General features: G+C 55.1%; 24 protein-coding genes. 10 read left to right on the top strand and 14 right to left on the bottom strand.

Annotation, left to right across the window (positions count from 1 at the left end):
• Positions 1 to 4: 4 nt before the first annotated feature.
• On the top strand, positions 5 to 1,852 hold the full coding sequence (gene secD, locus ACXKZD_RS14895) for a protein translocase subunit SecD (protein ID WP_010255355.1): 1,848 nt from the start codon (positions 5 to 7) through the stop codon (positions 1,850 to 1,852).
• A 10-nt stretch (positions 1,853 to 1,862) separates the two neighbouring features.
• Entirely contained in the window at positions 1,863 to 2,831 is a 969-nt protein-coding gene (gene secF / locus ACXKZD_RS14890; protein ID WP_010255357.1) for a protein translocase subunit SecF, read from the top strand.
• Between the two features lie 61 nt (positions 2,832 to 2,892).
• Here secF and ACXKZD_RS14885 read toward each other — a convergent pair whose 3' ends face one another.
• Complete coding sequence (locus ACXKZD_RS14885; protein WP_022626125.1) at positions 2,893 to 3,462, bottom strand: SadB/YajI family lipoprotein; 570 nt, start codon at positions 3,460 to 3,462, stop codon at positions 2,893 to 2,895.
• Between the two features lie 16 nt (positions 3,463 to 3,478).
• The gene (gene lysM / locus ACXKZD_RS14880; RefSeq protein ID WP_010671197.1) at positions 3,479 to 3,916 is read right to left on the bottom strand and encodes a peptidoglycan-binding protein LysM; all 438 of its coding nucleotides are present in this window, start codon (positions 3,914 to 3,916) and stop codon (positions 3,479 to 3,481) included.
• Positions 3,917 to 4,104: 188 nt separating this feature from the next.
• Here lysM and nrdR point away from each other — a divergent pair, with 188 nt between their 5' ends.
• The 6 genes from nrdR (at position 4,105) to pgpA (ending at position 8,175) form a co-directional block, all read left to right on the top strand.
• Entirely contained in the window at positions 4,105 to 4,554 is a 450-nt protein-coding gene (nrdR, locus tag ACXKZD_RS14875; RefSeq protein WP_009091750.1) for a transcriptional regulator NrdR, read from the top strand.
• Positions 4,555 to 4,557: 3 nt separating this feature from the next.
• Complete coding sequence (gene ribD, locus ACXKZD_RS14870; protein WP_488981703.1) at positions 4,558 to 5,658, top strand: bifunctional diaminohydroxyphosphoribosylaminopyrimidine deaminase/5-amino-6-(5-phosphoribosylamino)uracil reductase RibD; 1,101 nt, start codon at positions 4,558 to 4,560, stop codon at positions 5,656 to 5,658.
• A gap of 90 nt (positions 5,659 to 5,748) precedes the next feature.
• Positions 5,749 to 6,219: a 6,7-dimethyl-8-ribityllumazine synthase gene (gene ribH, locus ACXKZD_RS14865; RefSeq protein WP_010255369.1), complete on the top strand. Its 471-nt coding sequence runs from the start codon at positions 5,749 to 5,751 to the stop codon at positions 6,217 to 6,219.
• A 19-nt stretch (positions 6,220 to 6,238) separates the two neighbouring features.
• Positions 6,239 to 6,658, top strand: coding sequence for a transcription antitermination factor NusB (gene nusB / locus ACXKZD_RS14860; RefSeq protein WP_010255372.1), 420 nt, complete (start codon positions 6,239 to 6,241; stop codon positions 6,656 to 6,658).
• A gap of 55 nt (positions 6,659 to 6,713) precedes the next feature.
• Positions 6,714 to 7,691 carry a thiamine-phosphate kinase gene (gene thiL / locus ACXKZD_RS14855; RefSeq protein WP_010255374.1) on the top strand — a complete coding sequence of 326 codons (978 nt, stop codon included), beginning with the start codon at positions 6,714 to 6,716 and terminating at the stop codon, positions 7,689 to 7,691.
• Positions 7,681 to 8,175: a phosphatidylglycerophosphatase A gene (gene pgpA, locus ACXKZD_RS14850; RefSeq protein WP_031293112.1), complete on the top strand. Its 495-nt coding sequence runs from the start codon at positions 7,681 to 7,683 to the stop codon at positions 8,173 to 8,175. The genes thiL and pgpA overlap by 11 nt, the downstream gene beginning before the upstream one ends.
• 64 nt (positions 8,176 to 8,239) lie before the next feature.
• Here the strand turns inward: pgpA and ACXKZD_RS14845 are convergent, their stop codons facing one another.
• The 4 genes from ACXKZD_RS14845 to xseB all read right to left on the bottom strand — a co-directional run bounded on the left by ACXKZD_RS14845 (position 8,240) and on the right by xseB (position 12,319).
• Positions 8,240 to 9,214 (bottom strand): aldo/keto reductase, encoded by a 975-nt coding sequence (locus tag ACXKZD_RS14845; RefSeq protein WP_301249670.1) that lies wholly within the window; start codon positions 9,212 to 9,214, stop codon positions 8,240 to 8,242.
• Between the two features lie 81 nt (positions 9,215 to 9,295).
• On the bottom strand, positions 9,296 to 11,161 hold the full coding sequence (gene dxs, locus ACXKZD_RS14840) for a 1-deoxy-D-xylulose-5-phosphate synthase (RefSeq protein ID WP_346451363.1): 1,866 nt from the start codon (positions 11,159 to 11,161) through the stop codon (positions 9,296 to 9,298).
• 19 nt (positions 11,162 to 11,180) lie between these two features.
• Positions 11,181 to 12,077 carry a (2E,6E)-farnesyl diphosphate synthase gene (ispA, locus tag ACXKZD_RS14835; protein ID WP_488981702.1) on the bottom strand — a complete coding sequence of 299 codons (897 nt, stop codon included), beginning with the start codon at positions 12,075 to 12,077 and terminating at the stop codon, positions 11,181 to 11,183.
• Entirely contained in the window at positions 12,077 to 12,319 is a 243-nt protein-coding gene (gene xseB, locus ACXKZD_RS14830) for an exodeoxyribonuclease VII small subunit (protein ID WP_010255382.1), read from the bottom strand. Before xseB ends, ispA begins: the two co-directional genes overlap by 1 nt.
• Before the next feature lie 235 nt (positions 12,320 to 12,554).
• Between xseB and thiI the strand changes: the two genes are divergently transcribed.
• Complete coding sequence (gene thiI, locus ACXKZD_RS14825) at positions 12,555 to 14,003, top strand: tRNA uracil 4-sulfurtransferase ThiI (RefSeq protein WP_033766637.1); 1,449 nt, start codon at positions 12,555 to 12,557, stop codon at positions 14,001 to 14,003.
• 80 nt (positions 14,004 to 14,083) lie between these two features.
• Here the strand turns inward: thiI and yajL are convergent, their stop codons facing one another.
• Positions 14,084 to 14,680 (bottom strand): protein deglycase YajL, encoded by a 597-nt coding sequence (gene yajL, locus ACXKZD_RS14820; protein ID WP_010671202.1) that lies wholly within the window; start codon positions 14,678 to 14,680, stop codon positions 14,084 to 14,086.
• On the bottom strand, positions 14,634 to 15,554 hold the full coding sequence (panE, locus tag ACXKZD_RS14815; RefSeq protein ID WP_488981701.1) for a 2-dehydropantoate 2-reductase: 921 nt from the start codon (positions 15,552 to 15,554) through the stop codon (positions 14,634 to 14,636). Before panE ends, yajL begins: the two co-directional genes overlap by 47 nt.
• A 135-nt stretch (positions 15,555 to 15,689) precedes the next feature.
• Here panE and ACXKZD_RS14810 point away from each other — a divergent pair, with 135 nt between their 5' ends.
• On the top strand, positions 15,690 to 16,181 hold the full coding sequence (locus ACXKZD_RS14810; protein ID WP_003852530.1) for a YajQ family cyclic di-GMP-binding protein: 492 nt from the start codon (positions 15,690 to 15,692) through the stop codon (positions 16,179 to 16,181).
• A 524-nt stretch (positions 16,182 to 16,705) separates the two neighbouring features.
• On the opposite strand, the gene ACXKZD_RS14805 is transcribed toward ACXKZD_RS14810, so the two are convergent.
• From ACXKZD_RS14805 to cyoA, 6 genes are all read right to left on the bottom strand, one after another.
• Positions 16,706 to 18,070, bottom strand: coding sequence for an MFS transporter (locus ACXKZD_RS14805; protein ID WP_010255391.1), 1,365 nt, complete (start codon positions 18,068 to 18,070; stop codon positions 16,706 to 16,708).
• Positions 18,071 to 18,202: 132 nt separating this feature from the next.
• Positions 18,203 to 19,090 (bottom strand): heme o synthase, encoded by an 888-nt coding sequence (cyoE, locus tag ACXKZD_RS14800; RefSeq protein WP_010255394.1) that lies wholly within the window; start codon positions 19,088 to 19,090, stop codon positions 18,203 to 18,205.
• A gap of 13 nt (positions 19,091 to 19,103) precedes the next feature.
• Entirely contained in the window at positions 19,104 to 19,433 is a 330-nt protein-coding gene (locus ACXKZD_RS14795; protein ID WP_008924889.1) for a cytochrome o ubiquinol oxidase subunit IV, read from the bottom strand.
• Positions 19,433 to 20,050: a cytochrome o ubiquinol oxidase subunit III gene (locus ACXKZD_RS14790; protein WP_009091720.1), complete on the bottom strand. Its 618-nt coding sequence runs from the start codon at positions 20,048 to 20,050 to the stop codon at positions 19,433 to 19,435. The genes ACXKZD_RS14795 and ACXKZD_RS14790 overlap by 1 nt, the downstream gene beginning before the upstream one ends.
• Positions 20,050 to 22,032, bottom strand: coding sequence for a cytochrome o ubiquinol oxidase subunit I (gene cyoB / locus ACXKZD_RS14785; protein WP_010255400.1), 1,983 nt, complete (start codon positions 22,030 to 22,032; stop codon positions 20,050 to 20,052). Before cyoB ends, ACXKZD_RS14790 begins: the two co-directional genes overlap by 1 nt.
• Before the next feature lie 4 nt (positions 22,033 to 22,036).
• Positions 22,037 to 22,963 (bottom strand): cytochrome o ubiquinol oxidase subunit II, encoded by a 927-nt coding sequence (cyoA, locus tag ACXKZD_RS14780; protein ID WP_010255402.1) that lies wholly within the window; start codon positions 22,961 to 22,963, stop codon positions 22,037 to 22,039.
• Positions 22,964 to 23,069: the final 106 nt, after the last annotated feature.

Genomic DNA, 23,069 nt, shown 5'->3' with positions numbered 1-23,069 from the left:
TGCCGTGTTAAATCGTTATCCTTTGTGGAAGTACGTGATGCTGGTCGTCGTGATTCTCGTCGGCCTGCTCTATGCGCTTCCCAACCTGTATGGTGAGGATCCGGCCGTTCAAATCACTGGTGCGCGCGGAAGCGCCGCCAGTGAGCAGACGTTGGATCAAATTCAGTCCGCATTAAAACAAGACAATATCCAGAGCAAATCAGTTGCGCTGGAAAATGGTGCGATTACCGCGCGCTTCAATAATACGGATGTGCAGTTACGCGCCCGTGAAGCGATCATGAAAGCGCTGGGTGAAAACTACGTTGTTGCGCTGAACCTCGCGCCAGCCACGCCTCGCTGGCTGTCGATGCTGTCAGCAGAACCGATGAAACTCGGTCTCGATCTGCGTGGTGGTGTGCACTTCCTGATGGAAGTGGACATGGACACCGCACTCGGCAAACTGCAGGAGCAGAATGCTGACTCGCTGCGTAGCGACCTGCGCACTAAAAGTATCCCTTACACCACCGTCAACAAAATCGCGAACTACGGCGTGGAAATTCGTTTCCGTGACGCAGCCAGCCGCGATGCGGCGATCTCCTGGCTGACCTCGCGTCATCAGGATCTGGTGATCAACAGCAGCGGCAGCGATGCCCTGCGTGCCACCATGAGCGATGCTCGTCTCAGCGAAGCGCGTGAATATGCGGTTCAGCAGAACATTACTATTCTGCGTAACCGTGTGAACCAGCTGGGCGTGGCCGAACCGCTGGTACAGCGTCAGGGTTCCGATCGCATCGTAGTTGAGCTGCCGGGTATTCAGGATACGGCACGCGCTAAAGAGATTCTGGGTGCAACGGCGACGCTGGAATTCCGTCTGGTAAACACCAGCGTGGATCCAACCGTAGCGGCCAGTGGTCGTGTACCGGGTGACTCTGAAGTTAAAGACATGCGTGATGGCCAGCCGGTGGTGCTCTACAAGCGGGTGATCCTGACCGGTGACCACATCACCGACTCGACTTCCAGCATGGATGAGTACAACCAGCCACAGGTGAACATTTCACTGGATGGCGCAGGCGGTAACATCATGTCGAACTTCACCAAGGACAACATCGGCAAGCCGATGGCGACCCTGTTTGTGGAGTACAAAGACAGCGGTAAGAAAGATGCCAATGGCCGTTCAATTCTGGTGAAACAGGAAGAGGTGATTAACGTCGCTAATATCCAGTCTCGTCTGGGGAACAGCTTCCGTATCACCGGTATCAATAACCCGAACGAAGCGCGTCAGCTCTCGCTGCTGCTACGTGCCGGTGCGTTGATTGCGCCCATCCAGATTGTGGAAGAGCGTACTATCGGGCCGACCATGGGTCAGCAGAACATTACTCAGGGTCTGGAAGCCTGCCTGTGGGGTCTGCTTGCGTCGATCCTGTTTATGGTGGTGTTCTACAAGAAGTTTGGTCTGATTGCGACCAGCGCGCTGCTGGTTAACCTGGTGCTGATTGTCGGCATTATGTCGCTGTTGCCGGGTGCGACCCTGACCATGCCGGGTATTGCCGGTATCGTGTTAACGCTGGCGGTGGCGGTGGATGCCAACGTGCTGATTAACGAACGTATTAAAGAAGAGCTGCGTAACGGGCGCTCGGTTCAGCAGGCAATTCATGAGGGCTATAAAGGCGCCTTCTCCAGTATTGTCGATGCGAACGTGACCACCCTGATCAAAGTTATCATTCTTTATGCAGTCGGCACCGGTTCGATCAAAGGCTTTGCTATTACCACCGCAATTGGTATCGCAACCTCAATGTTCACCGCGATTGTCGGTACCCGTGCCATTGTTAACCTGGTTTACGGTGGCAAACGCATCAACAAGCTGTCTATCTGAGGAGTGCGTTGTGGCACAGGAATATAACATTGAGCAGTTGAACCACGGGCGTAAAGTCGTCGACTTTATGCGCTGGGATAAGCTGGCCTTCATCATTTCGGGACTGCTGATTCTCGCCGCGATTGCTATCGTGGGTGTGCGTGGTTTTAACTGGGGCCTCGATTTCACCGGTGGTACGGTGATTGAGATCGCGCTGGAAAAACCGGCCGATCTTGAAGTCCTGCGTGGTGATCTGGTGAAAGCGGGCTTTGACGAGCCGCTGGTGCAGAACTTTGGCAGCAGCCGTGACGTCATGGTGCGTATGGCACCGGTTACCGGCCCGGCGGGCACCGAGTTAGGCAATAAAGTGGTGTCGGTCATTAACCAGACCACCCAGCAGAATGCTACCGTTAAGCGCATTGAGTTCGTGGGTCCGAGTGTGGGCAGCGACCTGGCGCAGGCGGGTGCGATGGCGCTGTTGTCCGCGCTGATTGCGATTCTGATCTACATCGGTTTTCGCTTTGAGTGGCGTCTGGCGCTGGGTACCGTGCTGGCGCTGGCGCATGACGTGATCATCACCTGCGGCCTGCTGGCGCTGTTCCGCATTGAAATCGACCTGACGATTGTTGCCTCACTGATGTCGGTGATTGGCTACTCGCTTAACGATAAAATCGTGGTGTCGGACCGTATTCGTGAAAACTTCCGCAAGATCCGTCGCGGCAGCTCTTATGATATTACTAACGTGTCACTGACCCAGACGTTAAGCCGTACGCTGATTACCTCGCTGACCACGCTGGCGATGATCCTCATCCTCTTCGTGTTTGGTGGTGCGCTGCTGAAAGGCTTCTCACTGACCATGCTGATTGGTGTGACGATTGGTACGATTTCATCGATTTATGTCTCTTCGGCGCTGGCGCTGAAGCTGGGCATGAAGCGTGAACATATGCTGGTGCAGAAAGTCGAGAAAGAGGGCGCCGATCAGCCTTCTATCCTGCCTTAATCGCCGCAGAGAAATAAAAACGGGCAGCCATGTGGCTGCCCGTTTTTTTTTGCACCTGTGATCAGGGTGCAGCAGGGGAGGTCTGGGCAGGTGCGTCGCCGGTGACGTTATGCACGCGGACATAACCTGATTGATCCGGCGTGAGGCCGCTGAGTTGCAGCGGTATGCTCACCGAATGCTGGGGCAACAGCGAGGCAGGGACCGCTATTGTCTGACTCAGACTGCCGTTACTCAGTGGTTTACCGGTTGCCGGATCGAGTTCGCCCCAGTTCACCGTAGCGTGCAGGGCGGGCAAAGGGCGATCGTCCATTGAGCGAACCGTCAGGGTTGCCCGCGAGCCGCTGGCTTCAGCGGTGACAGGCGAGAGCGTCAGTCGCAGCGTGCCGAGCTGGGTTTGCAGCGCCACCGGCGTGTTCGCCTGCGGGATCAGCCACGCGCCTTGCTGCGAATGGCTGTTTAGCTGCCCCTGAATCTCCAGCGCGCTGGCCTGCGTGGTCAGGTGCTGCATCTGCTGATTAAGCTGACTCACTTCCTGATGCAGCTCTCTGACCTGCGGGTTGCTGGCGCTACTGCTGCAACCGCTCAGCATCACCAGAGAGAGCGCCACCGGAACCCAAACCATCCTGCTCATAAGTTATCCTTGTCCGTTATTTTGGAATACGTAAAACCTGGCCAGGATAGATCTTATCAGGATGAGAGAGCATTGGCTTATTTGCTTCGAAAATCTTGTTGTATTCGTTGGCATTTCCATAAACCTGTTTGGAAATTGCGCTCAGCGTGTCGCCTTTTTTCACGGTGTAAAGTTCTGACTCGGCCGCGCTGTCTGTCACGGTCACCTTATCTTCCACTTTGGTGATGCCTGCAACGTTACCGGCTGCGATCAGAATCTTCTCTTTCAGCTCCTGGGAAAGGCCATCGCCCGTCACGGTCACGGTATCGCCATTGACCTTCACATCCACTTTGTCGCTGTCGGGTAAACCGAGCTTGTTGATGTGATCCTGCAGCTTTTTATTCTGGTCATCGCCGCCATTCACGGCATCCCATAATTTTTCACCGGCTTCTTTCACAAAATTAAACAGACCCATACAACCTCCAGTGTGTTAGTGGATATACGCCGTCTTTCGGCTCTATAAGCGTAGACCCTTTTGCCGTCGCTGATATTTAACATCATTTATGCTGTGCGTGGTGGCACAGGAAAGGCACGGAAGAGATTTTGTTGATTCGCAGTTCGCGTTACACTGTCTGGCCCATCTCTCTCGCGTCAGGAAACGTCATGCATTGCCCATTCTGCTCCGCTGTGGACACCAAAGTGATTGATTCTCGTCTGGTTAGTGAAGGCTCTTCGGTGCGCCGCCGCCGCCAGTGTCTGATGTGTCATGAGCGTTTTACCACCTTCGAGGTGGCGGAACTGGTGATGCCACGCGTGGTGAAAAGCAATGACGTGCGCGAACCCTTTAATGAAGACAAAATGGCCAGCGGGATGATGAAAGCGCTTGAGAAGCGTCCGGTCAGCGCCGATGCGGTTGAAAGCGCCGTAAACCATATTAAAACCCAGCTGCGTGCCACCGGTGAACGTGAGATCCCCAGTAAACTGATTGGCAATCTGGTGATGGATGAGCTGAAGAAGCTCGATAAAGTCGCCTACATCCGCTTTGCCTCGGTTTACCGCAGCTTTGAAGACATTCGTGATTTTGGCGAAGAGATCGCCCGGTTACAGGATTAAACCATGGATGAACTTTACATGGCGCGTGCGCTGGAACTGGCGCGACGCGGCCGCTTTACGACGATGCCGAACCCCAATGTGGGCTGCGTGATTGTGCGCGATGGCGAGGTGGTCGGTGAGGGCTGGCATCAGCGCGCCGGTGAACCGCATGCTGAAGTCCACGCCCTGCGCATGGCGGGCGAGAAAGCGCGTGGCGCAACCGCCTATGTCACGCTGGAACCCTGCAGCCATCATGGCCGTACGCCACCTTGCTGTGATGCGCTGATCGCCGCTGGCGTTACCCGTGTCGTGGCCGCCATGCAGGATCCGAATCCGCAGGTAGCGGGTCGCGGACTGCACCGTCTGCATCAGGCGGGCATTGAGGTCAGCCACGGTCTGATGATGCCCGAAGCGGAGGCGCTGAATCGCGGTTTCCTCAAACGCATGCGCACTGGCTTCCCCTGGATCCAGCTCAAGCTGGGTGCCTCTCTGGATGGCAGAACGGCAATGGCCAGCGGCGAAAGTCAGTGGATAACCTCGCCGGCTGCCCGTCGTGATGTGCAGCGCCTGCGTGCGCAGAGCGCCGCCATTCTCAGCAGCAGCGCCACGGTGCTGGCGGACGATCCTTCCCTGACGGTACGCTGGTCTGAACTCAATGCAGAGAGCCAGGCACTGCTTGATGAGCAGCAACTGCGTCAGCCGGTGCGGGTGGTTATCGACAGCCAGAATCGCGTGACGCCGCTGCATCGGCTCATTGAGCAGCCAGGCGAAACCTGGCTGATGCGTCATCAGCCCGATCAGCAGAGCTGGCCCGCTGACGTGACGCAAATCGCTGTTCCGCTGCGCGAACAGCAGCTGGACCTGGTGGCGATGATGATGCTGCTGGGACAGCGACAGATTAACAGCGTCTGGGTTGAAGCGGGCGCCACGCTGGCCGGTGCCCTGTTGCAGGCCGGACTGGTCGATGAACTGATTGTTTATCTGGCGCCTAAGCTGTTAGGTCATGAAGGACGCGGGCTGTGTCAGCTGCCGGGACTAAGCCAGCTGGCTGACGCACCTGCCTTCCGTTTCAGTGATGTCCGCCAGGTCGGTGACGATTTACGCCTGACCCTGACACCACAATAACACGGTCGGAAAAGCGAGAGCACGCCGCCCAAGAGTATGATAGAATCCGCCCCCCTGCGCGGGGCCAACCAAACCCCTGAAAGGATAAGTATGAAAGTTATCGAAGCTGCTGTTGCAACGCCTGAGGCCAATGTTGCCATCGTTATCGCGCGTTTTAACAACTTCATTAATGACAGCCTGCTGGATGGCGCAGTTGATGCCCTGAAACGTATCGGCCAGGTCAAAGATGACAATATCACCGTAGTCTGGGTGCCTGGTGCATACGAACTGCCTCTGGCAGCACGCGCGCTGGCCAACACCGGCAAATATGATGCGATTATCGCACTCGGTACGGTTATTCGTGGTGGCACTGCGCACTTCGAATATGTGGCGGGTGAAGCCAGCTCCGGTATCGCCAGCGTTGCCATGAACAGCGAGATTCCTGTCGCGTTTGGCGTGCTGACCACTGAAAGCATCGAGCAGGCCATTGAGCGTGCCGGCACCAAAGCGGGTAACAAAGGTGCTGAAGCGGCTCTGACTGCGCTCGAAATGATCAACGTATTGAAAGCCATTAAAGCCTGATTTTTGTAAGGGGAATTTTGTGAAACCTGCTGCTCGTCGTCGCGCCCGTGAGTGCGCTGTTCAGGCGCTTTACTCCTGGCAGTTGTCGAATAACGACATTGCCGATGTGGAATACCAGTTTCTGGCGGAACAGGACGTCAAAGACGTCGACATTACCTACTTCCGCGAACTGCTGTCCGGTGTGGCGACCAACAGTGCGTATCTGGATGGACTGATGAAGCCCTATCTGTCGCGTCAGCTCGAAGAGCTGGGCCAGGTTGAAAAAGCTATCCTGCGCATCTCGCTGTATGAGCTGAGCAAACGTAATGATGTGCCTTATAAAGTGGCCATCAACGAAGGGATTGAGCTGGCGAAAGTCTTCGGTGCCGAAGACAGTCATAAATTTGTTAACGGCGTGCTTGATAAAGCCGGTCCACAAATTCGACCCAATCGCAAATAAACAAAAAGGCCGGCTTGCCGGCCTTTTTTCATGAAGGGTTAAGCGGAACGCAATTATGTCTTGTGGTGAATTTGAACTCATCGCACGCTACTTCAACCGCAGAACACGCAGCCGCCGTGATGTCGAACTCGGCATCGGTGACGATTGTGCGTTACTTAGCGTGCCGGAAAAACAGACGCTGGCGATCAGCACCGATACCCTGGTCGCGGGTGTGCACTTCTTACGGGATATCCATCCTGCCGATCTGGGTTACAAAGCCCTGGCTGTGAATCTCAGCGACCTTGCTGCCATGGGCGCCGATCCCGCATGGCTGACGCTGGCCTTAACGCTGCCGCAGGTCGATGAGAGCTGGCTCTCTGCCTTCAGCGAAAGCCTGTTTGAACTGCTGGAATATTACGACATGCAGCTGGTCGGTGGCGACACCACCCGTGGCCCGCTGAGCCTGACGCTGGCGATTCACGGTCTGGTGCCGCAGGGCCGCGCCCTGAAACGTTCAGGCGCGAAGCCGGGTGACTGGATTTACGTGACCGGTACGCTGGGTGACAGCGCGGCGGGCCTGGCGCTGCTGCAGCACCACTGCCGCATCAGCGATCCGGCGGTGCATGAAGCGCTGATTAAACGTCATCTGCGTCCTATGCCGCGCATTCTGCAGGGCCAGGCGCTGCGTTCGCTGGCCTCCTCAGCGGTGGATCTTTCCGACGGCCTGATTTCCGATCTCGGCCACGTGCTGAAAGCCAGCGGCTGTGGCGCACGGCTTAATCTGGATGCGTTGCCCCTTTCGGCTGCGCTGCGCGACCATTTCGACCCTGAGCAGGTCCTGCGCTGGGCGCTGAGTGGCGGAGAAGATTACGAACTCTGCTTTACGGTGCCCGAGGTCAATCGCGGCGCGCTCGATGTGGCGCTGGGTCATCTGGGCGTGCCCTATACCTGCATCGGGCAGATGGCACCGGAGTCGGAAGGCTTAACGCTGCTGGATAATGGCAAGCCCGCCACATTCCGTCATAAAGGGTTTGATCACTTTGATGCTAAATAACGACGTGGCGAAGAGTCGCCTGCGGATGAGCAATCCCTGGCATCTGCTGGCGACCGGTTTCGGCAGCGGATTAAGCCCGGTCGTGCCTGGCACCATGGGATCGCTGGCGGCCATTCCGTTCTGGTGGCTGATGACCTATCTGCCGCAGGATCTCTATTCGCTGGTGGTGCTGGTCGGTATCTGCGTTGGCGTCTATCTCTGCCATCGCACCGCTAAAGATATGGGCGTACACGATCACGGCAGTATTGTCTGGGATGAGTTTATCGGCATGTGGATCACGCTGATGGCGATTCCGGTCAACAGCTGGCAATGGGTTCTGGGTGGCTTTGTGCTGTTCCGTATTCTTGATATGTGGAAGCCGTGGCCGATTCGCTGGTTTGACCGCAATGTGCATGGCGGCATGGGCATTATGGTGGATGACATTATTGCTGGCGTGATTTCCGCTGCCATGCTGTATGGCTTTGGGGTCTGGCTGGCGGGTTAACTGCCAGGGCTTTTAACACCGCGACAGAAGGTGACGCCCGGGCAGGGCGTCTCCTTCTCTGATTTTATTCGAATCCTACCGGCTGATGCGGCTGATAGACCTCTTCCAGCAGTGCAACTTCCTCATCACTCAGCGTGACATCCACCGCCTTCACCAGATCCTCAAACTGCTCAGCACGCGACGCACCAATAATCGGTGCCGTGACGGCAGGCTTGCTCAGCAGCCAGGCCAGAGCCACCTGCGCCCGCGTTACACCTTTATCTTCCGCCACCTGCGCCAGCCGCTCTGCAATCACAGCATCATTCTCTTCGGTATTGTCGTAGAGCGACGCCATCACTTTGTCAGAAGCGGAACGTGCGGTATTTTGCCCCCACGGGCGGGTCAGCTTACCGCGCGCCAGCGGACTCCATGGCAGCACGGCAATCTGCTCTTGCAGGCAGAGAGGATGCATTTCACGCTCCTCTTCGCGCTGAATCAGGTTGTACTGATCCTGCATGCTGACAAAGCGATGCCAGCCCTGTTCCGACTGCATCTGCAACGCCTGAGCAAACTGACTGGCGTGCATCGAGGAGGCACCGATATAACGTGCTTTGCCAGACTGCACGACTTCATGCAGCGCTTCCAGCGTCTCTTCCAGCGGCGTCTCATAATCCCAGCGGTGAATCTGCAGCAGGTCGACATACTCCATGCCGAGGCGCTGCAGGCTGTCATCAATGGATTGCAGAATATTCTTGCGCGACAATCCCTGTGACAGATTGGTCAGCGGGAAATAGACTTTGGTGGCGACCACGATCTCTTCACGGCGGGCAAAGTCTTTCAGCGCCCGACCCAGGATCTCTTCACTGCTGCCATCTGAATAGCTGTTGGCGGTATCGAAAAAGTTGATCCCTGCGTTCAGCGCCTGCTGGATCAGCGGACGGCTGCTCGCTTCCGGCAGCGTCCAGGCATGGTTGCCGCGCGTGGGTTCGCCATAAGTCATGCAGCCAAGACAGAGACGCGACACCTGCAGATCGGTGGTACCCAGTTGAATCGTTTTCATGGTGGAGGCTCCTGCGAAAGTGCAAAGGTCTTAGCATAGCAGGATGTTGCGCTCCCCGAGGGGGAGCGCAGCGAGAGGAGGTTACTGCGCCAGCCAGCGGGCGATCTGCTGCTGAATGCCCTCCGCGTCCAGCAGATAGTCATGACGCACTTCGTCCTGCGTCCCCTGCGGGATGAACTCATCAGGCAGACCGATGTTCAGCACCGGAACAGCCAGACGTTTCGCCATGACAAATTCATTGACGCCACTGCCGGCACCGCCCTTGATGGCGCCTTCTTCCAGCGTAATCAGCGAGTCGTGCGTGGCGGCGAGCTCGGTGATCAGCGCTTCATCCAGCGGCTTCACAAAGCGCATGTCGACCAGAGTCGCATTCAGCGCTTCCGCCGTGGCGGCCGCTTCCGGCAACAGGGTGCCGAAGTTCAGAATCGCCAGCTTTTCACCCTGACGTTTCACCACGGCTTTACCCAGCGGCAGGCTCTGCAGCGGAGCCAGTGGCGTACCGACACCAGTGCCGCGCGGATAGCGCACCGCACTTGGACCATCCTGATAGTGATAGCCGGTGTAGAGCATCTGCCGACACTCATTTTCATCGCTGGGGGTCATGATCACCATATCCGGCACGCAGCGCAGATAGGCGAGATCAAACGCGCCCTGGTGAGTCTGCCCATCCGCGCCAACAATACCACCGCGATCGATAGCAAACAGGACCGGCAGTTTCTGGATGGCGACGTCATGGATCAGCTGATCGTAGGCGCGCTGCAGGAAGGTGGAGTAGATAGCAACAATCGGTTTATAGCCGCCAATCGCCATACCGGCAGCGAAGGTCACGGCGTGCTGCTCGGCAATCGCCACATCGAAATATTGTTTCGGGAATTCGCGTGAGAAGGCCACCATGCCGGAGCCTTCGCGCATTGCTGGCGTAATCGCCATCAGTTTCGGATCGTCGGCGGCCATTTCGCACAGCCAGTTGCCGAAGATTTTAGAGTAGCTTGGCAGACCTTCCGCGCTTTTTGGCAGTTCGCCAATCGCAGGATCAAATTTAGGCACGGCGTGCCAGGCAATCGGATCTTCCTCTGCCGGGGCGTAGCCTTTACCTTTCTTCGTCATGATATGCAGGAACTGCGGCCCTTTCAGGCTGCGCATGTTGCTCAGCGTATTGACCAGCGTCAGCACATCGTGACCATCTACCGGGCCGATATAATTAAAGCCCAGCTCTTCGAACAGCGTACCCGGCACGACCATGCCTTTGAGATGCTCTTCGGTGCGTCTTACCAGCTCTTTAATCGGTGGCAGGCTGGTCAGCACACGCTTGCTGCCTTCGCGCAGTCGCGCGTAGGTTTTACCCGACAGGATCTGCGCCAGACGGTTATTCAGCGCGCCGACGTTTTCGGAGATCGACATTTCGTTGTCGTTGAGGATCACCAGCATGTCCGGCTTGATATCACCGGCATGGTTCATCGCTTCAAACGCCATGCCAGCGGTGATGGCGCCATCGCCAATAATACAGGCGGTGCGACGACCCTGACCTTCACGTTCTGCCGCCGCGGCCATGCCGAGACCGGCACTGATGGAGGTTGACGAGTGTCCGACGCTCAATACGTCATATTCACTTTCGCCGCGCCATGGAAACGGGTGTACGCCATTTTTCTGACGAATCGTACCGATGCGATCGCGGCGACCGGTCAGAATTTTATGGGGATAAGCCTGATGACCCACATCCCATACCAGATGGTCGAAGGGGGTGTTATAGACATAATGCAGCGCAACCGTCAGTTCGACCACGCCCAGACCCGACGCAAAATGGCCGCTGGAGCGGCTTACACTGTCTAACAGATACTGACGCAGTTCATCACAGAGCGCAGGCAACTTCTCTTTCGGCAGGGCGCGCAGCTCCTGAACCGTGTTTGCCAGCGCCAGTGTCGGGTATTTAGCAATATCAAAACTCATCAGAGACTCATTATGGAAGTTATTTGTCGCGTTCAATTATGAAGCTCGCCAGCGCCTGCAGTGCTGTAGTGTTATAAGAGTGCGCAGCGAGCATTTCTAACGTATCAAGTGCTTCCTGATACAAATCCCGCGCTTTAGCTTGGGCATTTTCAAGGCCTAACAGTGAAGGATAGGTGCTTTTTCCCAGATGCTGATCGGCACCCTGGCGTTTTCCGATCACCGCTGTGTCACCGATCACATCCAGAATGTCGTCCTGCACCTGAAACGCGAGACCAATGGCCTCTGCATAGCGGTCGAGCAGCGGCAGGGCTTCCCGGCCAGCATCGCCCGCCGTTAAGGCGCCTAACCGTACCGCTGAACGGATCAGCGCGCCGGTTTTATGACGATGGATCTGCTCCAGCTGGTCCAGATCCACAGATTTACCTTCCGCCGCTAAATCAAGCGCCTGTCCGCCACACATGCCGGCCACGCCGCTGGCTTTCGCCAGTTCAGAGAGCATCATCAGACGATATTCAGCGCTGACACCGGGCATCGCCTGGTCGGCCAGAATTGAAAAGGCCAGCGTCTGCAGGGCGTCGCCCGCCAGAATCGCGGTATCTTCGCCATATTTAATGTGACAGGTTGGCTGCCCGCGACGCAGTGCATCATCGTCCATTGCGGGGAGATCGTCATGAATCAGAGAGTACGCATGAATGCATTCAACCGCGGCGGCGGCATCCAGACTCGCCGGGTCGGCGTGGAGCATTTCGCCGGTAGCGTAGACCAGAAAAGGACGCAGGCGTTTACCGCCTAATAATGCCCCATAATGCATGGCATTCACCAGAGGAGAACTCTGAAAAGGGAGTGGCTCTATAAAACGCGTCAGTGCGGCATTAACCTGCTGCTGATACGCGTCGAGTAATCGGGCGAAATCCATTAGCTGTTTTCCGGCGTGAAAGCAGTGAGGTCGGCATCTTTATCATCGTTCAGCAGAATACGGACCCGCTGTTCAGCCTGCTGCAGCGTCTGCTGGCCAGTCCGCGCCAGCTGCACGCCGCGCTCAAATTCGTTCAGGGCTTCTTCCAGCGGCAGTTCACCACTTTCCAGACGGCTGACAATCTGCTCCAGCTGCTGCAATGACGTTTCAAAGCTGGCTGGCTGTTCGGCTTTTTTCGGCATATTTCGTGTCGACTCACGGTTGGGACATTATCTCGCAATCGGTCATGGTAGCTGAGACCCTATGATTAGCAAAATAATCAATGCGGCGGCTGATGAAGAAGCAGTCACCTGACAAAGGTGATATACTCCCGCGCCTCGGATGCGGTTGCGCCTTGCAGCCCGCAATTTTGTGATTTTACCAGCTAAGTGCTGCCTGTTTTAGCACTTATTTGCCCAACGAAGCTGTGTCGCCGCCATGAAGTTTATCATCAAGTTATTTCCTGAAATCACCATCAAGAGTCCGTCGGTGCGTTTGCGCTTTATCAAGATTCTTGCCAGCAATATCCGCAACGTCCTGAAAACCGTTAGCGACGAAATCGCCGTTGTGCGTCACTGGGATCACATTGAAGTGCGTTCGAAAAATCCGGTGCTGCGGGACATTATTCCCGATGAGCTGACGCGCATTCCGGGGATTCATCACGTTTTAGCGGTTGAAGATCGTGAGTACACCGATATTCATCACATCTTTGAACAGACTTTAGTGCAGTATCGCGACAGCCTTGAAGGGAAGAGCTTCTGCGTACGTGTTAAACGTCGTGGTAAGCATAGCTTCAGTTCACAGGATGTGGAGCGCTATGTTGGCGGCGGTCTGAATCAGCATATTGAAAGCGCCCGCGTACAGCTTAAAAACCCGGACGTGACGGTGAATCTTGAAGTTGAAGAGAATCGTCTGACGCTGGTGACTGCGCGCTACGAAGGTCTGGGCGGTTTCCCGATCGGCACGCAGGAAGATGTGCTGTCGCTGATTTCCGGTGGCTTTGACTCCGGCGTCTCCAGCTATATGCTGCTGCGTCGCGGCAGTCGCGTACATTACTGCTTCTTTAATCTTGGCGGTGCCGCCCATGAGATTGGCGTCCGTCAGGTTGCGCACTATCTGTGGAATCGTTTTGGTCGTTCACACCGCGTGCGGTTCGTGGCGATCAATTTTGAGCCGGTAGTGGGTGAGATCCTCGAAAAAGTGGATGACGGTCAGATGGGCGTGGTGCTGAAGCGCATGATGGTGCGTGCCGCTTCGACGATTGCTGAGCGCTACGGCGTGCAGGCACTGGTTACCGGTGAAGCGGTGGGTCAGGTGTCGAGCCAGACGCTGACCAACCTGCGCCTGATTGATAACGCCTCTGATACGCTGATTCTGCGTCCGCTGATCTCTCATGACAAAGAGCACATCATCAGGATTGCCCGTGAGATTGGCACCGAAGATTTCGCCAGCACCATGCCGGAATATTGCGGTGTCATCTCAAAAAGCCCGACCGTGAAAGCGGTGAAAGAGAAGATCGAGGCTGAAGAGCAGAATTTCGACTTCACGATTCTGGATCGGGTCATTGAAGAGGCGACCAACGTCGATATCCGTACCATCGCTGAGCAGACAGAAGAGGAGGTGGTTGAAGTTGAGACCGTCGCCATGCTGAGTGAGAACGACGTGGTGCTGGATATCCGCTCTATTGATGAGCAGGAAGAGAAGCCTCTGGCACTGAAAGCCACGGAAGTGAAGTCGCTGCCGTTCTACAAACTCAGTACGCAATTTGGCGATCTCGATCAGAACCGGACCTGGTTGCTCTACTGCGATCGTGGTGTGATGAGCCGTCTGCAGGCACTCTATCTGCATGAGCAGGGCTTTAAAAACGTCAAAGTCTACCGCCCGTAGTGACAGTTTAGAGCCAGTCAGCGCCTGTTCAGGTCTGACTGGCTGCATTGCCTTAAACAGAGCGTTTTAACTCAGCGTGTTTACGCCTGATAGTCATAAATGCCGGGAGCCAGCACCAGCTGTGCGGCCACCTCGCGCGCCATCTCTTTTCCCACCAGCAGATCGATCAGCTTCAGCGCAAAATCCATTGCCGTGCCAGGTCCCTGGCTGGTCAGCAGATTGACGCGCGGATCCCAGACCACACGCCGCTCCATCCACTTGTCTGACGGAATGGTCTCTTTTAAGCCGGGAAAGCCGGTCATGTTACCGACCGGGAAGAGATCGTGGGGGATGAGTACCGTGCCTGCTGCTGCGCAGATAGCGGCGACGATCCTTTCATTGAGGTGAAACTGGCGTACCGTTTCGACTAACAGCGGACTGTCACGGAAGGTTTCGGCGCCTTTCAGGCCGCCGGGCAGGACGATGGCGGCGAAATCATTGTCGGCGACTTCAACCAGCGTCACGTCAGCCAGCAGACGAACACCGCGTGAGCAGACGATCTCCCGGTTGCCGTCGCTTTCGACGCTGGCGGTGACAACGTTCAGCCCGGCGCGTACCAGCAGGTCGATGGTGGTGACAGCTTCGGTTTCTTCACTGCCATGTGCCAGGCAAACCAGCACTGATGCGTTCGCGGTCATAATGGGACTCCTTGCGTTTTACAATGTCATACAGACGGGTATTCTCCGTCAGCACCAGGCCGTGCGTCCGGGCGCGGCGCAGCAGAAAACCGCTGATATAGTCGATTTCGCTAAGACGCTGGGCGCGTATGTCCTGCAGCATCGAAGATGTGTTGGCCGCGGTGCTTTCAATCACGTCGAAGATGATGTCCTGCAGGCTTTCGCTGGCAACGTTCTGACCTTCGCGCTCCATGACCCAGCTGATCTCTTCGCACAGTTGCGCGATCTGCTCCGGATAAGCGCGCAGGGCACCGTTCTGGCACTCATACTCCACGCTTAGCGGATTGATGATGCAGTTCACTGCCAGCTTGCGCCAGCAGGCCGCCCGGATGTTGTCATGCCAGGCGACGTCAGGCAGGGCATGATGCAGGATATCGGCGAGATCGCTGTAAGCGGCGCTTTTGCGGTTACCGGGGCCGATGTGGGTAATGCCACTGGCAATGTGTTTAATAACAGTGCCGTCGCGCATCGCCGCATGGGTGGTGACGCCGCGCAGCAGCGGCTGAGTCAGCCCTTTCAGCTCTTCCAGCGTCCCCATGCCGTTGTGCAGCAGCAGCACCGGGCAGTTTTCTGGCAGCACGCTTTCCAGATTTTTCACCGCGGGCGAGACCTGCGGGGCTTTGAGCGTAACCAGCAGCAGCTGGCTTTCTGCCAGAAACAGCGGATCGTTGGCGATAAACGTGCGGTTCGAAATGTTACCCTGTGGATCAATCACATTGGCTGAACAGTAGGGCTGCGGCACCCGCAACCATCCCTGCACCTCATGTCCCTGGCGGGCAAGGGCTGTCATCCAGATCTGACCCAGAGCACCGCAACCTAACACGGTAATTTTCATGCTGCCTCCCGCTGGCGGGCTATCCATCTATTATTTACTGTCACACTGTCATTATAGCGTTGTGTGCAGCCTGATTTTATTTAGCACCTTAAGACGCGTATTATGCATGTCACTTTAGCGTCAGGAGAAGAAGAGATGCCATCTTTCGATATCGTTTCAGAAGTCGATCTGCAGGAAATTCGCAATGCGGTGGAAAATGCCAACCGTGAAGTGTCTACCCGCTTCGATTTCCGCAACGTGAGCGCCGAGTTTGAGCTCAACGAAAAGAATGAAACCATCAAAATCACCAGCGAGTCCGATTTTCAGGTTAAGCAGCTGGTGGATATTTTGCGTGAGAAGTTACTGAAGCGCGGGATTGAAGGCGGTGCTTTAGAGGTGCCGGAAGAGATTGAGCACAGCGGCAAAAGCTGGGCGGTCGATGCCAAACTGAAAAAAGGCATTGAAAGCGACGTGGCGAAGAAGCTGGTGAAGCTGATCAAAGACAGCAAGCTGAAAGTGCAGACCCAGATTCAGGGTGAAGCATTGCGTGTAACCGGCAAAGCGCGTGATGATTTGCAGGGTGCGATGGCAATCGTGCGCGGCAGCAATCTGGGGCAGCCATTCCAGTTTAAAAACTTCCGCGATTAAGCGGGGGCCGGCTGAATTTCAGCATGAATGCAGTGATAAAAACCCGGCTAAGGCCGGGTTTTTTGTTGTTGAGCGAGAGGTCGTCTGGATGATAGCGTTCTGGCTCAGGCACCCATCGCCTTGGATTTATGAGTCGTCTGTAAGAAGGCTTGTGCCGGGTTTGGCGCGGTTGAGCCTATGCTGGCCCCCCTTGCTTTGAGTTTATAAGCTGTCTGAAACCAGGATTGAGTTGGATTTGAGTCTGTTAACAGATTCAAATCCTGGGGGAACTTAGCAGCAACTCAAAAGCTCAGGGGCGCAGGGAACACGGTCAGAGGAGGAAAGCGTCCCGCGCCAGGACGGCGCGGGCCGAGCGTGCCATGGATGGCGGCTTTTGCGACTTTCCGATCTGACCGTGTTCCCTGAGCCAGCTCGATCAAATAGCGAAATGGGCTAACGGTTATCTGAGCGAGCAAGCCGGTTTCCTCTACACGCAAGATCCCACGGCTAACCGGCCAGATTTAACCAGCACAACCCATTTTAAACTAACAACTACCCAGCAGAGCTTCCAGCTCAGGGCGGCTGGTAACCTTGCTATCAATTTTGATGTAGGCGCTTTTCTCTTCGGGCACGATAAACACAGAGTTAACGCCCGGCTGCGCTTTCAGGCGCTGCTCCAGATTCGGCACGGCCAGTGCGGCATCACTCAGCACGATGCGCAGGCTGCTGACATAAGGCGGTTCCTGCATTGTCATGCTGACAAACAGCCAGGCTGCGGCTACCATCGCGCCAACCAGGAATACGGTCTGCGCATCGAAATGACCAAATACCCAGCCACCCATGCTGCCGCCAACGGCCACGCCCAGGAACTGGCTGGTGGAGTAGATCCCCATCGCCGTGCCTTTGTAGCCTGCGGGCGACTCTTTACTGATCAGCGAAGGCAGAATCGCTTCCATAAGGTTGAAGGCGAAGAAGAAGAGCTGAACACCCACCACCAGCGTCCAGAAATGTCCTTCCGCGCCCCACAATACGATCTCAGCAATGACAATCATCCCGACGCAGCCGACAAAGACACGCTTCATGCGGCGCTTCACTTCGGCATAAATAATGAAAGGTACTACGCCGGCAAAAGCGATCAGCATGGTGGAGAGATAGACTTTCCAGTGTTCGGGAGCCGGGAAGCCTGCCTGCTCAAACTGCCCCGGCAACGCGACAAAGCTCGACATCAGCAGGACGTGCAGGCAGAAAATACCGATATTGAGCTTCACCAGACGTGGGTTAGCCAGCACTTTGCGGAAGCTGCCTTTAACCATGCCTGATTCACGGTTCAGAACATGATGGGAGGCCGATGGCACCACCAGCAGGGTGATCACGATACCCAGCGACGCCAGAATCGCAATCATCCAGAACAGCGCATGCAGGCCCAGTGCGTGAGTAACAATCGGGCCGACCACCATGGCGATCGCGAAGGTAACGCCAAAACTGATGCCGATAAACGCCATCGCTTTGGTGCGGTTCTGCTCACGGGTTAAATCGGATAACAGCGCCATCACGGCAGCGGCAATCGCGCCTGAGCCCTGAAGTGCACGGCCCAGAATAATGCCCCAGATGGAGTCAGTGCAGGCAGCAATAATACTGCCCAGGACAAACAGCAACAGTCCGCCAACGATCAGCGGCTTACGCCCGATGCGATCGGAGAGCAGACCAAAAGGAATCTGAAATATCGCCTGGGCAAGGCCATAAATGCCGATTGCCAGGCCAATTAAGGTTTCACTCGCGCCCTGTAATGCCATGCCATAAGTGGTCAGTACCGGCAGGACCATAAACATTCCCAGCATGCGCAGGGAAAAGACCGTACCGAGGCCCCATGTGGCGCGCAGCTCCACCGGAGTCATTTTATTATCGTTCATTCCAACCTCTGTTAATGTGCTGCATTTATTCTAGGGGGCGGGGCAGGGCGGGTAAAACAATAGTTTTTAAGCAGTGGTAACAAAAAGAAAGGGCGCGAAAATCGCGCCCTTTTCATGCTGTATCGGTGCCGGTTACCAGACGTAAGTCAGCAGGTCCTTCGAGGCCGGAGCCATCGAATCCACCGACATCATCACGCTCAGTGCGGTGATGGTCACGATAGAGAAGACAAACAGTTTACGCGCCCAGACACGGTCATCAGCGGTTTTATAACCCGATAACGCCATGCCCAGCCACCAGACGCTGACCGCAGCAGCCACCACCAGATATTTGTAGCCCGCGTAGCCTCCCAGCGTCAGCATCAGCGTGGCAATCATAAACGCCAGGATATAGAGCGTAATATGATTTTTAGCCACGGAAATGCCTTTCACCACCGGCAGAACCGGGATGTTCGCTGCCTGGTAATCTTTAAAGCGGAAGATGGCAATCGCGTACGAATGCGGCATCTGCCACAGGCTAAAGATCGCCAGCAGGATTAATGCGCCAGCATCAAACTGGTTAGAGACCGCGCAGTAGCCGATAACCGGCGGCGCAGCACCCGACAGACTGCCAATCAGCGTACCGTAAACGGAATTACGCTTCATGTAGAGACTGTAGATGCCCACGTACACCACGAAGCCCATCACCGCCAGCCACATGGCCAGCGGATTAGCACCGAAGTAGAGCAACGCAAAGCCAGCAATACCCAGCACAGTGGCATAAACCAGGCTTACTTTCGCGGAGATGAGGCCTTTTACCAGCACCCGATTCCTGGTTCTCTCCATCTTGATGTCAATGTCGCGGTCGATCACGTTGTTAAACACACAACCCGATGCAACCACCAGTGACACGCCCACCAGGGTGATGAGAAACAGGGCGTAATCCGTGTTGCCTTTGGAAGCCAACAGAAATCCGCCGATCACAGAAATTAAATTCCCGAAAATAATTCCTGGTTTTGTAACTTGCAGGTATTGCTTAAACATTACGCGTGACTCTTTAGTGAGGCATCATGTTGTAGTTGAGGTTCCACATGATCCACAGTGAGCCTACTACGACAATCAGGATGATGATGGCCGAGAAGACAATGGCTACCATGTTCCAGCCACCCTCAGATTTGCTGTCTAAGTGCAGGAAGTAGACCAGGTGAACCAGCACCTGAATCACCGCACATACCAGAACAACACCAAGGATAGTACCGTGAGATGCACTGCCATCCATTACCATCCAGAACGGGATCGCCGTCAGGATGATAGAGAGGATGAAGCCGATCATGTAGGACTTCACGCTACCGTGTGAAGCGCCATGTTCGTTAACAGAATGACTCATTACATGGCTCCCATCAGGTAAACAACGGTGAAGACGCAAATCCAGACCACGTCCAGGAAGTGCCAGAACAGGCTCAGACACATGATACGGGTGCGATTAGTCGCGTTCAGGCCACGTTTGGAAATCTGGAACATCAGAACCAGCATCCAGATCAGACCTGAGGTCACGTGCAGACCGTGGGTACCGACCAGCGTAAAGAAGCCAGACAGGAAGCCACTGCGATCCGGACCAAAGCCTTCAGCAATCAGGTGATGGAATTCATAGATTTCCATTCCGATGAAGCCCAGACCGAACAGGAAGGTCAGCGCCAGCCAGCCGATAACGGCACCTTTTTGCTCCTTATTCATGGAGATAACAGCCATGCCGTAAGTGATCGAACTCAACAGCAGCAGGGCGGTTTCTACCAGAACAAACGGCAGCTCAAAGATATCTTTACCTGCCGGGCCACCGGCAGTGTTGTTGACCATGACAGCATAGGTCGCAAACAGGGTTGCGAAGATAATGCAGTCACTCATCAGGTAGATCCAGAAGCCAAAGACTTTATTGGCTCCTGCATCGTGATGCCCATGCTCCGCATGGGCGTCGTGGTGATGTTTAATCAGAGTTTCAGTTGACATTATTTCAGACCTGCTTTGCTGATTTCGTCAAAGTGCTGGTTCTCAATCTTCTGAACTTCGGCAACCGGAACGTAGTAATCCACGTCTTCGTCGAAGCTCTTCACGATCCAGGAAACGATCATGCCGAGGAATGAAACACCCGCCAGCCACCAGATATGCCAGATCAGCGCGAAACCCATTACCGTTGCAAATGCGCAGATGATAATTGCGGCACCGCTGTTTTTCGGCATATGAATCTCTTCATAAGATTCCGGCTGTTTGTACGCTTCGCCTTTCTCTTTCATTTCCCAGAAAGCGTCACGCTCATGCACATGCGGGATGACAGCAAAGTTATAGAACGGTGGTGGTGAAGAGGTTGCCCACTCCAGCGTACGACCGCCCCATGGGTCACCCGTCACATCACGGTTCTGATCGCGGTCACGTACCGAGACGTAGAACATGGTCAGCTGACACAGAATACCCAGCGCAATCAGACCGGCACCGCCCGCAGCTACCACCAGCAAGGTGTGGAACTGTGGATCGATATCCTGGCTCAGACGACGTGTCATACCCATGAAGCCCAGTGCGTACAGCGGCATAAAGGCAACGAAGAAGCCAATGATCCAGAACCAGAATGCGCGCTTGCCCCAGGTTTCGTTCAGGGTGAAGCCAAATGCTTTCGGGAACCAGTAGGTCACGCCCGCCATACAACCGAACACCACACCACCGATGATAACGTTATGGAAGTGTGCAATCAGGAACAGGCTGTTGTGCAGAATAAAGTCAGCACCCGGAACGGCCAGCAGTACGCCGGTCATACCCCCTACAGAGAAGGTTACCAGGAAGCCAACGGTCCACAGCATGGCAGAGTGCATCTGAATGCGGCCCTGATACATGGTGAACAGCCAGTTAAAGATTTTAACCCCTGTCGGAATCGCGATGATCATCGTCATGATACCGAAGAAGGCGTTAACGTTGGCACCCGCACCCATGGTGAAGAAGTGGTGCAACCAGACGATAAACGACAGCACGGTAATGGCGATGGTCGCCCACACCAGTGAGGTATAACCAAACAGACGTTTTTTGGAGAAGGTCGCAGTAATTTCTGCGAACACACCAAACACCGGCAGTACCAGGATATACACTTCCGGATGGCCCCAGACCCAGATCAGGTTGACGTACATCATCATGTTCCCGCCCATTTCATTGGTGAAGAAATGGAAGCCGAGATAACGATCAAGGGTCAACAGCGCCAGGGTCACGGTCAGAACCGGGAACGCAGCGATGATCAGGACGTTGGTGCACAGCGCGGTCCAGGTAAATACCGGCATTTTGAACAGGCTCATGCCCGGTGCACGCATCTTCAGGATGGTCACGAAGAAGTTAATACCGGTTAAGGTCGTACCAATACCTGAAAGCTGAAGGCTCCAGATCCAGTAATCGACCCCGACCCCGGGACTGTACTCCGCGCCGGAAAGCGGCGGATAAGCCAGCCAGCCGGTCTGTGCGAACTCGCCCACACCCAGAGACAGGTTAACCAGGATCACACCGACCGCAGTAAACCAGAAGCTCAGGTTGTTCAGGAACGGGAACGCAACGTCACGTGCACCAATCTGCAACGGAACCGCGATGTTCATCAGGCCAACCACGAACGGCATCGCCACGAAGAAGATCATAATCACGCCATGCGCGGTAAAGATCTGGTCGTAGTGGTGCGGTGGCAGAATGCCCGCTTCACCGGCCGAAGCCATAACCTGCTGGGTACGCATCATAATGGCATCAGCGAAACCACGAATCAGCATGACGAACGCCATGATGATGTACATGATACCCAGGCGTTTGTGGTCGACTGACGTCAGCCATTCAGACCACAGATATTTCCACTTACCAAAATAGGTGAGCGCAGCAACCAGCGCTGCACCACCTATCAGGATAGCGGCAACCGTAACCATGATAATCGGCTCATGGTACGGCACTGCATCAAGTGTTAATTTTCCGAACATCGTATTATTCCTCGGCTCCCGCGGAAGCGGCGTGACTCATGTCCATACCTTCATGTTTTGGCATGTCCATTTTCCCGTGGCTCATCTTGAACTTGTCGATGACTTGCATGAACAGTTTCGGATCAGCTGAAGAGAAATATTCCACCGGGTGATTTTCGCTTGGCACAGCCACTTTCTCGAAATCATCCATAGTGTTCAGCGTGTTAGGGGCTGCTTTAACTTTAGCCACCCACTGCTGGAATTCCGCATCGTCTTTGGTTGCAATGGCTTTAAACTTCATGCCAGAGAAACCACGACCACTGAAGTTCGCAGAGATACCGTCGAAAATTCCCGGCTCATTTGCAATCAGATGCAGCTTGGTCTGCATACCAGCCATCGCATAAATCTGGCTGCCGAGCGTTGGGATGAAGAAAGAGTTCATGACGGAGTTAGACGTGATTTTGAAGTTCACCGGAGTATTTGCCGGGAAGGCAATCTGGTTCACGGTCGCAATACCCTGTTCCGGGTAAATGAACAACCATTTCCAGTCCAGTGCAACCACATCGATCTCAACCGGTTTCACATCAGATTGCAGCGGTTTGCTGGGCTCCAGTGCGTGGGTTGATTTCCAGGTCAGCACGCTGAGGAAGAGAATGATCAGGATCGGAATGGTCCAGACCACGGCTTCCACTTTGTTAGAGTGTGACCAGTTAGGGCTGTACTTCGCATTCGTGTTGGACGCCCGATATTTCCAGGCAAACACCACGGCCATCAGGACTGCGGGGATGACGACGATCAACATCAGGCCAAAGGCAGTCAGTATCAGCGAACGTTGCTCCAGTGCAATCTGTCCTTTGGGATTTAACAATGCACTATCGCAGCCACTCATTAATAAAGTGCCTGCAATTAATGACAAAATCCCCAAACTTTTATTGTATTTACTGAGTCTCATTTAACGACCTCAATGACAAAGGGCTCTATTGTCGTTTAAGTGTGCGCGCATTTTACGGGAAGGTTTATGCAGTGTAAACCAGCTTAAGGATGTGTCAGATACGTGT

It is taken from the genome of Pantoea sp. ABR1s (assembly GCF_057812235.1).
This window is presented reverse-complemented; position numbering and strand designations above follow the sequence as displayed.